The following is a 13,931-nucleotide window of genomic DNA, read 5'->3' as shown; positions in this document are numbered from 1 at the left end:
CTATCCCAGTTTCGTCAGGTCCGGTTCGGGATGAGCCTTGCCGCGCTCGATCACGCGGCCCAGCGTCGCGCGCTGCACCAGCACGCTGAACAGCACCGCCCCGAAGGTCGCCGCCAGCAGCAGGTCGCGCACCGGCCCGGCGGGGAGCGACAGAGCGAGCGCGATGGAGATGCCGCCCCGCAGACCGCCCCACCACAGCACGGTCCAGGCGCCGTCCGCCTTGGGGCTGGCGGCGGGCACGAGCTTGGTCGAGACCGTCACCGCCGCCGCCCGCGCCGCCAGCGTCACCGGAACCGCCGCCAGCGCCAGCAGCGTGTGGGGGACGCCGGGGACAAGAGCGATCATTTCCAGCCCGATCAGCAGGAACAGGACGGAATTGAGCAATTCGTCGACCACCTCCCAGAACTTGATGACGTAGTCGCGCGTAAGATCGCTCATCGCGTAGGTGACGCCGTGATTGCCGATGAGAAGGCCGGCGACCGCCATAGCCAGCGGTCCGGAGACGTGGATGGCGCTGCATAGTGCGTATCCGCCCATGACCACCGCCAGGCTGATCGTCACCTCGAGCGCGTATTCGTCCATCGAACGCATGGCACGATAGCCGAGCCAGCCCGCCAGCAGACCGACGACGATCCCGCCGCCCGCCTCGATGGCGAACAGCCGCGCGCCCTCCGTCAGCGAGAAATCCTGCCCGGTCAGCGCCGCGCCCAGAAGGATCGTGAAAACGACGATGCCGACCCCGTCGTTGAACAGGCTTTCGCCAGCCACGCTCGCCTGCAGGCTTTCGTCGACCCGTTCTTCCTTCAGCACGCCCAGCACCGCCACGGGATCGGTCGGGGCGATGAGCGCGCCGAAGACGAAGTACCAGATCGGCGCGATGGGCAGGTCCAGCAGCACTCCGATGCCGAGCATGGCGAAGCCCACCAGCACGGTCGACACGATCACGCCGAGCGTGCTCAGCAGCAGGACGGGCAGCCAGTCCGCCTTCAGCCGGTCGAGATCGACATGCAGCGCGCCCGCGAACAGCAGGAAGCTGAGCATGCCCTGCAACAGCGTCTGGGTGAAATCCATCTCCTCCAGCAGCCGCGCGACCTGGTTGTCGAGCGTGACGGCGGGAACGAATTCGTTGGTCAGCAGCAGCACTATGGCCGCCACCGCGCCCATCACGGTCAGCCCGATGACGTGCGGCAGCTTGATGAAGTGATGGTTGACCCAACCCAGGAAGGCGGAAGCGACCACCAGCATGGCGGCAAGGTCGAAGGGCGAAAGTCCACCGGCGGTCTCGTGCATGGGGCGCAGCGATAGCGGCCATGCCGCGCGACGGGAAGCCCCGGGCGCTTCCCGTCACCGTCCTCGATAACGATCAGCCGTGCAGCTTCGCCGCCGCTTGCGCCACGCGGCGGCCGAGATAGGTGGCGCCGGCGAGATCTACCTCGCTGGGCTGGCGACTGCCGTCGCCAGCGGCAATGGTACTGGCCCCGTAGGGCGTTCCGCCATGCACGGCGTCCACGCCCATCTGCCCGTCGAAGCCGTAATCGAGGCCCACGACCGTGCAGCCCATATGCAGCAGGTTCGTCAGGATGGAAAAGCAGGTCGTCTCCTGCCCGCCGTGCTGGCTGGCGGTGGAGGTGAAGGCGGCGCCGACCTTGCCGACCAGCGCGCCTTTCTGCCACAGCCCGCCGGTCTGGTCCCAGAAGCTCGCCATCTGGCTAGACATGCGGCCGTAGCGGGTGGGCGAACCGACCACGATGCCGGCGTAATTCTCCAGATGCTCCGGCCCCTCGATGCACTGGTGGCCTTCCATCTTCTGGAAGCCGGCGCTCTCGACCACCTCCTGCGGCGCGGTTTCGGGCACATGGCGGATGTCGCATTCGTGCCCCGCTTCCCGTACGCCTTTCGCGACCGCTTCCGCCATTTGCGCGGTGTGACCGTAGGAAGAGTAATAAAGCACGAGAATGCGAGCCATCAGATGCGGTCCTTTTCTGTCGGGGGGTTTTCCTATCAATGACGCGGCCGCCCCAGCGTTCCGCAAACGCGAACCCGGACACGCGCCCGCAGCCGGAACGATGTCCGGGCGGAGAAAGCGGCGGAGCGGATTAAGGGAGAATGGTGCCCGGGGGCGGAGTCGAACCACCGACACGACGATTTTCAGTCGTCTGCTCTACCACTGAGCTACCCAGGCATTCACGGCGACACGGAGGCACGAACGGCGTCCTGCGGCGAGTGAGTGCGCGCCTATGGCGAAGCGCGCGCGACTTGGCAAGGGGGGTCTTCGCCCGCTCAGTCCGCATCGCCCTCGCGCCGCTGCATCTCGCCCATCATGTCCTCCGGCGTGGCGGCGGGGCCGGGTACGGCGTAACCGTCGCCGAACCACTGGGCGAGGTCGCGGTCGCGGCATCGCGGGGAACAGAAGGGCGCGTGCTCCGCCGCGCGCGGCTTCCTGCAGATCGGGCATTTGCGGGTCGTCGTCATCGCGGCACGATCTGGGCGTGGGGTGCCGCGATGGCAAGGGCGGGGTCGGGCCGCGTGGCGAGATCGCGGCCCGTCCGGCGGCGCAGTTCATCCAGCCAGTCTTCGCGCAGCAGCGCGAGCACGGCGGGATGCGCGGTCAGTTCGATGCGGCCGGCCCCTTCCAGCCTTTCGGCCCGGCGCAGAAGCTGGCGCACGGCGAAGGCCGGACGGCGATGGGCGGCGCGGTGGAAGAGCGAGGGACGCTCGAGCCGGGCGACGATCTGCACGAAACCGAAGCCGTTCATGGCGGTGCGCTCGTGTGGCCATCCGGCCAGCGCGGCGCCGAGCGCGGCATCGACGGCGCGTCGATCCTCCTTCGCCGGGAGAGTCGGGAAATCGACGCCGATCGATCCGCCCATGTCGAACCGCCGAACGGTAGCCGCCAGCGCGTCGGTCGCCGCCAGCGCCAGCTCGCGCGGGGGCAGCTCGCCATCGACATCCACCAGGCTCATCGCCGGGGTGGGGGAAAGGATCAGCGAACCGCCGGCAAAGGCAATGGTGGCGGACATCGCCTCACCGACGAGTTCGTCCCAGTCGCCCGCAGGGAAGCGCGCCACGACGCGAACCGTGTGCCCCGCATCCCGCAAGCCGTCGGCCAGCGAGGGCGCGGGGCGCGCGGGCGCATCGACAGGGCGGGCAAGGGCGTGCTTGGTGCGGCCGGCTTCGGCGATGGCGGGGCGCACGACGCGAAGCCTGATTGCGGCGCCCTTCGCGGCGGCCCTCGGCAGGCCATCGACCAGAGCGACGCGACCGTCGGCAAAGGTGGCGGTGCCGCGCTTCGACCCGCTTGCGCGGCTGGTCAGCACGGCATCGGCGATGAGTCCGGTCGACAGGCCGCCGGGCCAGTCCACTCGCGCTTCGGCGATCTCTCCCCCGTCGAGCCGGATCGCGCGGTGTTCGCCGATCCCCTCCTCGACGAACCATTCAGCCAAGGGAAAATCCCGCCGCTTTCAGCAGCGCGCGCGTTTCGTACAGCGGGAGGCCCACGACGGCCGAATGGCTGCCCTGGATCCACGGAATCAGCGCCTCGGCCGCGCCCTGGATGGCGTAACCGCCAGCCTTTCCGAGCCATTCGCCGCCAGCGATGTAGGCGTCCAGCTCCGTGGCGGAGAGGCGCTTGAACTTCAGCTGCGTCTCGCTCAGCCGCTCGCGTACCGAACCGTCGGGCGCGGCCAGGGCGATGGCCGACATCACGCGGTGCCGGCGCCCCGACAGCAGTTCCAGGCACCGGCGCGCGGTCGCCTCGTCCTCCGCCTTGGGCAGGATGCGGCGACCGGCGGCGACCACCGTGTCGCCGGCCAGCACGAAGGCGTCATCGCCGGCAACCGCGCGGGCCTTTTCCAGGGCCATGCGCTGCGCATAGGCGCGCGGCAGTTCGCCTTCATGCGGTGTTTCGTCGATCTCGGGGGGCGCGATAGCATCGGGTTCGACACCCAGCCGCGCCAGCAATTCGCGCCGTCGCGGACTGGCCGAGGCGAGGACCAGTCGGGGGCGCCGGGAAGGGGAGGGCGCGTTCACACGCGCGCGGCTATTGCGGACCCGGCCCGCCACGGCCCGGCATGAAGCGGTAGGTGATGCGCGCCTTGGTGAGATCGTAGGGCGTCAGTTCGCACAGCACCTCGTCCCCAACCAGCACGCGGATGCGGTTCTTGCGCATCCGGCCGGCCGTGTGACCCAGCACCTCGTGACCGTTTTCGAGCTCCACCCGGAACATCGCGTTGGGCAGCAGTTCCACCACCGTGCCGCGCATTTCGAGGAGTTCTTCTTTGGCCATCCGGTACCCGGTCCTTCATCGTTGCAGAGCTTGCGGGCACACTCGCCCGGCGGCGCGCCATAGCCGCGCGGGGCGCATATGGGAAGGGCGCGGGCGCATGTCACGGCAAAACATAGGTACATTCGCGACAAAATATTACCCGACCGCGATTGCGGAGCCGTCTTGCGGCCACCATAGGCGACTGCGGGGCGGGTCGTTTGAAGTTCAGGGTGTGTCTCAGTGTCGCGAATCTCCAGTACCAGCCTCATCGCCATCACCCTGACCCTGTGCGCGCATCCCGCGCTGGCGCAGGACGCGCCCCCGCCCGAGCAGGAGACGCCGGAGGACAGCGCCCCGCCCGCCGATGACGAGAACGTCATCGTCGTCTACGGCGCGCGTCTGCTGGGCGAGGTCGAGACGGCGGAGCCGCCGATCCTCGAACTGGGCGAGGACGATATTGCCGCCTACGGCGCGGGGTCCATCGGAGAACTGCTCGAATCGCTGGGACCGCAGGTGTCGAGCGGGCGCGGGCGGGGCGGCGGCGGGCAGCCGGTATTTCTCGTCAACGGACAGCGGATCGCGTCCTTCCGCGAATTGCGCAGCTATCCGCCCGAGGCGATCGAGAAGGTCGAGGTGTTCAACGAAGAGGTCGCCCAGCGCTACGGCTATTCGCCCGATCAGCGGGTGGTGAACTTCATCCTCAAGGACGACTTCTCAAGCCAGGAGATCGAGGTCGAGTATTCGCAGCCCTTCCGCGGGGGTTATTCCCGGCAGGAGGTGGAGGGCACCTATCTGCGGATCGACGGAACCGACCGGCTCAACATCAATCTCGACTGGAACAATTCCAGCCTGCTGACCGAAGCGGAGCGCGGCATCGTGCAGACCGCGGCGAACACGCCCGACATCGCCACCGATCCCGACCCGGCGCGCTTCCGCAGCCTGGTGGCCGACAGCGCCGGGGTCGAGGCGACTGTGAACTATTCCATGGGGATCGGCGACAGCGGCGATTCGCTCAGCCTCAATGCCACCTACGAACGCGACGACAGCCTGCGGTTGCAGGGACTGGACCTGGTGACGCTGACCGGGCCGGACGGCATCGGCGTGCGGCGCAGCTTCAATCCCGCCTTCCCGCTGACCTTCGACGCCTCGAGCGACACCTACGCCGCCGCGGCAACGCTGAATTTCGGGCTCGGCGACTGGGAGATGACCGGCACGCTCGACCTGACCCGCGCCATTTCGGACAGCGTCATCGCCAGCCGTTACGACACCGCCGATCTGGAGGCAGCGGCGATGGCAGGCGATCTGCCGCCGGACGCCGACCTTGCAGATGTCATCGGCGGCGACTTCGTGCGCGGCTTCGACCGCGCGCGCACGAAGACCTGGACGACCAACGCGCTGGTCACCGCGCGGGGCAATCCGATCTACCTGCCGGCCGGCGACGTGTCGGTAACGCTCGATGCCGGCTACCGCTGGAACCGCATCGAGGGTTCCGACACGCGCACCGATACCGGCGATACGCGCTTCACCCGCGGACGCGTCTCCGGGGGCGCGAACGTGACCGTTCCGCTGACCAGTCGCGACCTCGAATTCGGCGGATTTCTCGGCGACCTGACCCTGAACCTCAACGCCGGGCTGGATGAGGTTTCCGATTTCGGCACACTCTACAACTGGACGCTCGGCCTGACCTGGGGGCTGACCGACAAGCTGACGCTGACGGTTAGCTCGATCAACAGCCGCGAGGCGCCCACGCTGTCGCAGCTTGGCAGCCCGACGCTGGTAACGCCCAACGTGCCGGTGTTCGATTTCGTCAACAACGAAACCGTGCTGGCCGAGGTGACGAGCGGCGGCAACGGCGATCTGCCGGCGCAGAAGCAGGGCGATTTCAAGGCCAGCCTGGTCTGGGATCTGCCGGTGTTCGATCGCAGCAATCTCAACATCAACTATTTCGACAACCATTCGGACAATGTCATCGCCGGCTTCCCGCTGCTGACGCCTGCCATCGAGGCGGCGTTCCCGGGCCGGGTGACGCGCGCGGCGGACGGCACGCTGCGGGCACTGGACAACCGGTTCGTCAGCTTCGCGGCGCAGGATCAGCGCAGCATCCAGGTCGGCCTCAACCTGTCCGACAGCTTCGGCGGCGCGGATGAGAGCGAGGGCGAAGACCAGCGCGGCGGCGGCGAACGACGCGGCGGACCGCGCGCCGGCGGGCCGGCTGGCGGGGCCGTGGGCGGCGGAGGCGAGGGGCGGCCCGATCCCGCCCGCATGGCCGCCATGCGCGAACAGTTCTGCAATACCGAACCCGACATCCTGATCGAACGCTTCAACCAGGCGCTAGCCGCCGAAGCCGCGGGGGAGGAACCGCCCGTCGGCCCCGATGGCGAGCCATTGAACATTCCGCCGCAGCTGCTCGAACGGCTGAAGGGCGAGGACGGCAAGGTCGACCCCGAACGCTTCGGCGCTTTCCGCGAGCGTATCTGCAATGCGCCGCAGGGACAGGCGCAGGGCGAGGGCGGAAACCGCGGCGGTGGTCGGCGCGGCGGTGGTGGTGGCGGCGGTCGCGGCTTCGGACGGTTCGGTGGCGGTAATGACGATGGCCCGCCCGAGGGCCGCTGGTTCGCCGGCTTCGACTACACCTACGCCATCGACAACACGATCCTGATCGCGCCCGGCGTGCCGGTGCTCGACCTGCTGGATGGCGATGCGCTGTCGGGCGGATCGAATCCGCGCCACTCCGCCAGCGCGCGCGCCGGCGTGTTCTACGATGGCTGGGGGGGCTTCCTGTTCGGTCGCTACACCGGTGCATCGACCATCAGCGGCACCGGCCTGCCGGGCAGCACCGATCTGCGCTTCGACGACTACGCCACGCTCAACCTCAGGCTGTTCGCCAATCTGGGCGAGCGCGATTCGCTGGTCGAGAAGTATGGCTTCCTCGAAGGCACTCGGATCAGCTTCGGCATCGACAATATCTTCGATACGCGCCAGCGCGTGACCGACAGCAATGGCGAAACCCCGCTGCGCTACCAGCCCTTCCTCATCGATCCGACGGGGCGCAGCTTCGAGATCGAGTTCAGGAAACTGTTCTGAGGTCGCGACGCCCGGTGCCCCCGGGCGGAGATCCGGGCGCCGCCTACGAGGCGGGCGAAGCTTTCAAACCGCCTCGCCCGCCGCGCGGCCGCTGGCCCAGGCCCACTGGAAGTTGTAACCGCCCAGCCAGCCGGTGACGTCCACCGCCTCGCCGATGGCGAACAGGCCGGGCACCGATCTCGCTTCCATCGTCCTGGACGACAGTTCGGCCGTGGAAATGCCCCCCGCCGTCACCTCCGCCTTGGCGAAACCCTCGCTGCCGGTCGGTTGGAAGGTCCAGCCGCGCAGCCGGTCCTCCGCCGCGACAAGGCGTCTGTCGGGCACGTTGCCGAGATCGCCTTCCACGCCGAGGCGATCCGCCAGCACGTCGGCGAGACGTTGCGGCAGAACCTCTCTCAGCACGGCGCGCATCGTGGCGGAGGGGCGGGTGCGCTTCTCGGCGAGAAGCCAGCTGCCCTTCTTCCCCGGCGCAAAATCGATCCGCACCGCTTCGCCGTGCCGCCAGTAGCTCGATGCCTGAAGGATCGCCGGTCCGGACAGCCCGCGGTGGGTAAACAGCGCAGCCTCGGCAAAGCGCGCCTTGCCGGCGCTCGCCGTCACATCGGCCGCCACGCCCGACAGGTCGCGGAACAGCACGTCCTCGCCGCCCAGCGTCAGCGGCACGAGCGCGGGGCGCGGCTCCACCACCTTCAGGCCGAATTGCCGGGCGATACGATAGGCGAAATCGCTGGCGCCCATCTTCGGAATGGATGGCCCGCCCGTCGCGATCACGATCGCTTTCGCGGTGACGGTGTCATGCGGGGTCGCGACCGCGAAGCCGGTCGCGCTTTGCGTCACTTTCTCGATATCCTCGCGGCACCGGATCGTCACCGGGCCCGGACCGGCGGCACATTCGGCCAGCAGCATGTCGACGATCTGGCGCGCCGAACCGTCGCAGAACAACTGGCCGAGCGTCTTTTCGTGCCAGTCGATACCATGCTTTTCCACCAGCGCCAGGAAGTCGCGCGGGGTATAGCGGCTGAGCGCGGACTTGGCGAAATGCGTGTTGGCGGAGATGTAATTGGCCGGACCCGCACCGATATTGGTGAAATTGCAGCGTCCGCCGCCGGATATCAGGATCTTCTTGCCGACCTTCTCCGCGCGTTCGAGGACCAGTACGTTGCGGCCGCGCTGGCCCGCTACGGCGGCACAGAACAGCCCGGCCGCCCCGCCGCCGAGAATGATTGCGTCGTAATCGGGCATGACGCCTGCCATGCCTCGCCGGGCGCGGGTCGGCAAGCGCGCGGCGAAACTTGGCTTTTCCCGCCGCGAATCCTATCTCGACCGGCATGAGCCGCAGCGAAGCCGGATCCCCCCATGACCCGCGAGGAAAGGAGCGCTTCAACGAGGAGCGGGCCACCTACACCGTCAAGGGCAACACCAAGCCCGACCTCGACGCCGGCGTAACCGCGATCCGCAACGTGGTGAAAACGCTGAAGCCCAAGCCGGGCGTCTACCGGATGCTCGATGCGCGGGGCGATGTGCTTTACGTGGGGAAGGCGCGCAGCCTGAAGGCGCGGGTGGCGAATTACACGCAGGTGAAGGCGCTGACAAACCGGTTGCAGCGCATGGTCAGCCAATGCCGCGCGATGGAGATCGTCACCACCAATTCCGAAGCCGAAGCGCTGCTGCTGGAAGCGCAGTTCATCAAGCGCTTCCGCCCGCCCTACAACGTGCTGCTGCGTGACGACAAGAGCTTCCCCTTCATCCTGCTGCGCGAGGGACACGACTTTCCGCGCATCCAGAAGCATCGCGGCGCGCGGCGGGCCAGGGGCAGCTATTACGGCCCCTTCGCCAGCGCGGGCAGCGTGAACACGACGATCAACGCGCTGCAGAAGCTGTTCCTGCTGCGATCCTGCACCGACAGCTTCTTCGCCCGCCGCGACCGGCCGTGCCTGCTCTACCAGATCAAGCGCTGCTCCGCCCCCTGCGTCGGACGCATCGACAAGGAGGGCTACGACGCGCTGATCCGGGAAGCGAAGGATTTCCTCGGGGGGAAGTCCGGCGCGGTGCAGGCGAAGATCGAGAAGCAGATGGCGAAGGCCGCGGAAGACCTCGATTTCGAGACCGCCGCGATGCTGCGCGACCGGTTGCGCGCGGCGACCTTCATCCAGGGCTCGCAGGCGATCAACGCCGGCGGGGTGGGCGATGCCGACGTGTTCGCGCTCGCCGCCAAGGGCGGGCAGGTGGGCGTGCAGGGGTTTTTCGTACGCGGCGGACAGAACTGGGGGCACCGCGCCTTCTTCCCGACGCATACGCAGGATCTGGACGAGGCGGAAATCCTCGCCGACGTACTGGCCCAGTTCTACGAGGAGGTGCCCCCGCCGCGCACCATCCTGGTCGATCGCGAGCTGCCGGAGCAGGAATTGCTCGAGGAGGCTTTCGGCGCGCTTGCCGAACGGCGCGTGTCGATCTCCACGCCCCAGCGCGGGGAGCGGCGCCGGCTGATGCAGCAGGCCAGCCGCAACGCCACGGAAGCGCTCGACCGCCGGCTGGCCGAAAGCGGGACGCAGGCGAAGATCATGCGTGAACTGGCCGAGTTCCTCGAACTTCCCGAGGTACCCGCCCGGATCGAGGTGTACGACAACAGCCACATCCAGGGCGCCAAGGCGGTCGGCGCGATGGTGGTCGCGGGGCCGGAAGGCTTCGTCAAGAACCAGTATCGCAAGTTCAACATCAAGACTGCGCAGACCAACGACGATTTCGGCATGATGCGGGAGGTGATGCACCGCCGCTTCGCCCGCGCGATGAAGGACGATCCCGACCGCGAGACGAGCGGCGACAAGTCGGTCTGGCCCGATCTCGTCCTCATCGACGGGGGCAAGGGGCAGATGTCGTCGGTGCGCGACACGCTGGAAGAGCTGGGGATCGAGGACGTGCCGCTGATCGCCATCGCCAAGGGTCCGCATCACGGACGCGAGGGGCGCGAGGTGTTCCACTTTCCCGACGGGCGGGAGAAGACGCTGCCGACCAATTCGCCGGTGCTGTTCTACCTCCAGCGCCTGCGCGACGAGGTTCATCGCTTCGCCATCGGCGCGCACCGGGCGAAACGCAGCCGCGCCATCCAGGCGAGTCCGCTCGACGAGATACCGGGCATCGGCCCGTCGCGGAAGCGCGCGCTGCTGCTGCATTTCGGCACCGCCGGAAAGGTTCGCGCCGCCGCGCTGGACGATCTGCAACGCGTACCGGGCGTCAGCGCGAGCGTCGCGCAGACGATCTACGACTTCTACCATTCGAGCGGATAGCAACGCTGGCGAGGCATGGGCGCGCAGCCGATCGCGGGGAACCCTGTCCCAAATCAGGCGTGCCGATAGTTTCTGATCGTGGGACGGCCGCGACGGCGATCGGGAGGGTGAGACACGCGGCCAGCCGGCCCGGCCGGTGATCTGGCCTATACGTGCCGCAGCATTCCTTCCTGGGAAACGCTCGCCACCAGGCGCCCGTCTCGAGCGAAGACCTGGCCGCGGCAGAACCCGCGGGCGTTGCCGCTCCATGGACTGTCGCTGACGAACAGCAGCCATTCGTCGGCGGCGAAACTGTCGTGAAACCACACCGCGTGGTCGAGGCTCGCACCCTTGATCTCGCCGCGCGCCATGCTCTTGCCGTGCGGCTGGATGGCGGTGGAGAGAAGCTGCAGGTCAGAGATGTAGGCCAGCACCGCGCGGTGGACCGCGGCTTCGGCCGGCAACGGTGCCACGGCGCGAATCCAGACATGGCTGACCGGGTCGCGCGGCTGGGGATCGAGCCAGTCGCGCGGTTCGACGGAGCGGAAATCCAGGGGGGACGGGCGTTCGAGCAGCCGCCTGAAGCGGCCCTCCGGAATTTTCTGGGCCACCTTGCGGCGGATCTCCGCGTCGGGCGTCAGTTCGTCCGGACCGGGAACGTCGGGCATGTCGGCGAACTGATGGCCCGGCCCTGCCGACGGTTTCTGGAACGAGGCGACGAGGTTGAGGATCGGCCGGCCCTCCTGGCTTGCCACGACCCGCCGGTTGGAGAAGCTGCGCCCGTCCAGATCGCGCTTGACCCGGTATTCGATGGGCAGTTCGTCGTCGCCGGGGCGCAGGAAATAGGCGTGCAGCGAATGGGCCTCGCGTTCGCCGTCGACCGTGCGCCGCGCCGCGCCCAGCGCCTGCGCAATGGCCTGCCCGCCGAAGACGCGGCCCGTCCCGTCCTTCTGCCTACGACCGACATACTGGTCCCCCCCGCGCGGTTCGAGATCGAGCAGGAAGGTCAGTTCCGCTACCAGTTGCTCCGGCGTCGGGGTGGGGGCGTGTTCGGATCGAGGATCGGCGGCCATCGCCGCGGCCTTGCGCGTGACGGACCCGCTCGTCAAGCGAGCGGCGCCCGGAATATCGTTCAGCCCAGGCCGGGTATCCGCCGCGCGATACGCCAGCCCAGCGCCTTCATCCGGTTGCGTGCGGGCCAGCGACCCGGCGGCTCCGGATCGCGGCCGAAACGGCGCAGCAACCGGTTGAAGGCCCGCGCGTCCGCCTCTGCATAGGACCATTCGGAACGCCAGGTGATCGACAGCGAGATCGAGGGTTCCGGCCCGTTCGTGACGAAATGCGGAGCCATCACCGGGACGTGGACAGCATCGCCCGCGCAGAGCGGGAAATTTACGCCTTCGCAGATGAAACCGGGCTGCCAGATCAGTTCGCGCGCGCCGCCGGTGTGGTAGGCCTCGTGCCGCTCGTCGGGTGCGAAACGGCCGACGCCCGCGGGGAACAGCGTCATCACCTTGCTGCCGCGCAGTTGCAGCAGGATGTTGTGTTCGGGATCGAAATGATAGGGCGTTACCGCGTTCGGGCTGGAGACGAATACGAAACCGTGCATCCCCAGCAGCGCGCCGGTGCGCGGTTCGATCGAATCGCGCAGCTCTTCCAGCAGGTCGGCCACGAGTTGCGCGTAGAGCGGCGAATGTTCGATGTTCTTGAGCACCGCCCAGCTTTGCGCGTCCGCGATCTGGCGGATGGTCTGCCCGATGGTGAGACCGTTTGCGGCCGGCTTTCCGTCAACGCCGATGGACACGTCGCCGCGATTGTACTCGACGCTTTCGGCAGGCAGGCTTTCGCCCAGTTCGGCCAGGGCATCGAGTTCGAGCAGCGGATGGCGGACGAGATCGTGCGAAAGCAGGCACGGCCCCTCAGGGTAGGATGCGGCGAAAAAGGTGCGCGACCGGGCGGGAAACACGTCGCGCCGCCCGGTGGGCCTGCCGCTGATCGGGGCGGGTACGTCGGTCACGCGGAAGACTCCATGCGGGCCAGCGTGTCGAACGCTCCGCGGCGCAGCGGTCCGCCGATCGCGATCGAGCGCCGCACGATCAGGCGGCGTTCGCGCCAGAAATGGTCGATCATCGGGTGGTCGGCGCCGGCGCAGCTGTCGACCCAGTTCGTCCCGCCGCGTTCGATCAGGCGCAGCGCCTCGCATTGTAGCAGCACGCCGGGGGAGAAGCGGGCGTAGTCCTCGTCGAAGGCTGTCTTGAACGAGAACGCCCCGCGTCCGGCGAGGAAGGTGGCGAGCATGGCGATGGGCCTGCCGTCCAGCGTTAGCGACAAGCGATGCAGTCGACCGGTATGGCCGGCGCCCCGCAGCGCGGCGCCGAACAGGCTGCGCGTGTCCCTATTGCAGGCCAGCGCGGAGCCAGCCCGTCCCTTCCAGCCACGCGCCTCCAGCGCGAGAAAATCCTGCGCCCAGCGCGCCAGCCCCTCGGCATCGGTCCGGCTGTCGACGAAGAGATTGCCCGCGTCTTCGAGCCGGCGGCGCTGGCGGCGCAGTTCCTTGCGCTTCTTGGGGGAAAGCGACCGGGCGAGATAGCCATCCGGCGAAAGCCGCGAGCGCAGCATCGCGCGTTCCTCCCGCATCACGATGGCGCTGCGCCGTCCGGCCCCCATCAGCTCGGCCTCGAGCGCGCTCGCCAGAACCCCGTCGCCGGGCATGTGGGCGAGATGGAGGAAGGGGCGCATCCGCGTTGCCTTGTCGCACCAGACGAGCAGCTCGCGCCAGAACAGCCGCTCGAACCCGCGCGCCACGAGCGGCAGGCCGAGAAAGCAGTTGGCGTGGCACCAGTTGCGAAGATGCGGCATCGGATAGCCGTAATAGCGCGCCTCGCGCTTCACCGGCATCAGCCCGGCGATCTGACCGTCCACCTCCAGCACCAGCAGCCGGATGCGGGCGGCCGGATCGAAGGCGCGCAGCGAGGGCAGCAGGAACCAGCTTTCGTAGAACGGGTTGGGCTCGACCGCCCATTCCGCCAGCGCATCCCACGCGGCAATGCGATCCGGCCGGTCGAAATCGCGCCAGTCACGCGCCGTCAGCGTCACTGCCGGACCGGCTATCCGGGCGGGCATGGCCGGTCCGGCACGGCCGGCGCGCGCATCGGCGGCGGGGCGGGACATGAACTGGGTCACGGCGTCGTCGTCTTAACCTTCGGTCGGCTGCTGGTCGGGTCTGACGGGCGGAAATCTAGGGCGGGGGCGCCCAAGGAAGGCTTAAGCGGCGTGGTAAAGAAAGCCCTGCCCGAACGGATCCGGGCAGGGCGAGTACC

Annotated in this window: 12 protein-coding genes and 1 tRNA gene; 2 read left to right on the top strand and 11 right to left on the bottom strand. The window is 68.3% G+C overall.

What is annotated here, in order from left to right; translation table 11 throughout:
- The 7 genes from EG799_RS04005 to infA all read right to left on the bottom strand — a co-directional run bounded on the left by EG799_RS04005 (position 1) and on the right by infA (position 4,285).
- Entirely contained in the window at positions 1-1,290 is a 1,290-nt protein-coding gene (locus EG799_RS04005; protein WP_123878769.1) for a cation:proton antiporter, read from the bottom strand.
- 73 nt (positions 1,291-1,363) lie between these two features.
- Positions 1,364-1,966, bottom strand: a complete 603-nt coding sequence (gene wrbA / locus EG799_RS04000) for an NAD(P)H:quinone oxidoreductase (protein WP_123878767.1) — start codon at positions 1,964-1,966, stop codon at positions 1,364-1,366.
- A 141-nt stretch (positions 1,967-2,107) separates the two neighbouring features.
- Positions 2,108-2,182 (bottom strand) — tRNA-Phe (locus EG799_RS03995).
- A gap of 98 nt (positions 2,183-2,280) precedes the next feature.
- Complete coding sequence (locus tag EG799_RS03990) at positions 2,281-2,472, bottom strand: DNA gyrase inhibitor YacG (RefSeq protein WP_123878765.1); 192 nt, start codon at positions 2,470-2,472, stop codon at positions 2,281-2,283.
- Positions 2,469-3,443, bottom strand: coding sequence for a ribonuclease (locus EG799_RS03985; protein ID WP_123878763.1), 975 nt, complete (start codon positions 3,441-3,443; stop codon positions 2,469-2,471). The genes EG799_RS03990 and EG799_RS03985 overlap by 4 nt, the downstream gene beginning before the upstream one ends.
- Positions 3,436-4,029, bottom strand: coding sequence for a Maf family protein (locus EG799_RS03980; protein ID WP_123878761.1), 594 nt, complete (start codon positions 4,027-4,029; stop codon positions 3,436-3,438). The genes EG799_RS03985 and EG799_RS03980 overlap by 8 nt, the downstream gene beginning before the upstream one ends.
- Positions 4,030-4,039: 10 nt before the next feature.
- The gene (infA, locus tag EG799_RS03975) at positions 4,040-4,285 is read right to left on the bottom strand and encodes a translation initiation factor IF-1 (RefSeq protein WP_123878759.1); all 246 of its coding nucleotides are present in this window, start codon (positions 4,283-4,285) and stop codon (positions 4,040-4,042) included.
- A 219-nt stretch (positions 4,286-4,504) separates the two neighbouring features.
- Here infA and EG799_RS03970 point away from each other — a divergent pair, with 219 nt between their 5' ends.
- A complete protein-coding gene (locus EG799_RS03970; RefSeq protein ID WP_123878757.1) occupies positions 4,505-7,348 on the top strand; it encodes a TonB-dependent receptor in 2,844 nt (947 codons plus the stop codon).
- 63 nt (positions 7,349-7,411) lie between these two features.
- Here EG799_RS03970 and EG799_RS03965 read toward each other — a convergent pair whose 3' ends face one another.
- A complete protein-coding gene (locus tag EG799_RS03965; RefSeq protein ID WP_123878755.1) occupies positions 7,412-8,590 on the bottom strand; it encodes a BaiN/RdsA family NAD(P)/FAD-dependent oxidoreductase in 1,179 nt (392 codons plus the stop codon).
- A gap of 86 nt (positions 8,591-8,676) precedes the next feature.
- Here EG799_RS03965 and uvrC point away from each other — a divergent pair, with 86 nt between their 5' ends.
- Positions 8,677-10,632, top strand: a complete 1,956-nt coding sequence (uvrC, locus tag EG799_RS03960; RefSeq protein WP_123878753.1) for an excinuclease ABC subunit UvrC — start codon at positions 8,677-8,679, stop codon at positions 10,630-10,632.
- 146 nt (positions 10,633-10,778) lie between these two features.
- Here the strand turns inward: uvrC and EG799_RS03955 are convergent, their stop codons facing one another.
- From EG799_RS03955 to EG799_RS03945, 3 genes are read right to left on the bottom strand one after another with little or no spacing between them, the layout of a single operon-like run.
- Positions 10,779-11,684: an acyl-CoA thioesterase gene (locus tag EG799_RS03955; RefSeq protein ID WP_123878751.1), complete on the bottom strand. Its 906-nt coding sequence runs from the start codon at positions 11,682-11,684 to the stop codon at positions 10,779-10,781.
- Between the two features lie 59 nt (positions 11,685-11,743).
- Entirely contained in the window at positions 11,744-12,628 is an 885-nt protein-coding gene (locus EG799_RS03950; RefSeq protein ID WP_234029004.1) for a cupin-like domain-containing protein, read from the bottom strand.
- Positions 12,625-13,794, bottom strand: coding sequence for a GNAT family N-acetyltransferase (locus EG799_RS03945; protein ID WP_234029003.1), 1,170 nt, complete (start codon positions 13,792-13,794; stop codon positions 12,625-12,627). The genes EG799_RS03950 and EG799_RS03945 overlap by 4 nt, the downstream gene beginning before the upstream one ends.
- Between the last annotated feature and the right edge of the window lie 137 nt (positions 13,795-13,931).

The organism is Aurantiacibacter spongiae (assembly GCF_003815535.1).
Lineage (GTDB): Bacteria > Pseudomonadota > Alphaproteobacteria > Sphingomonadales > Sphingomonadaceae > Alteraurantiacibacter > Alteraurantiacibacter spongiae.
The sequence above is the reverse complement of the archived record's forward strand: the minus strand, read 5'-3'. Positions and strand labels throughout refer to the sequence as shown.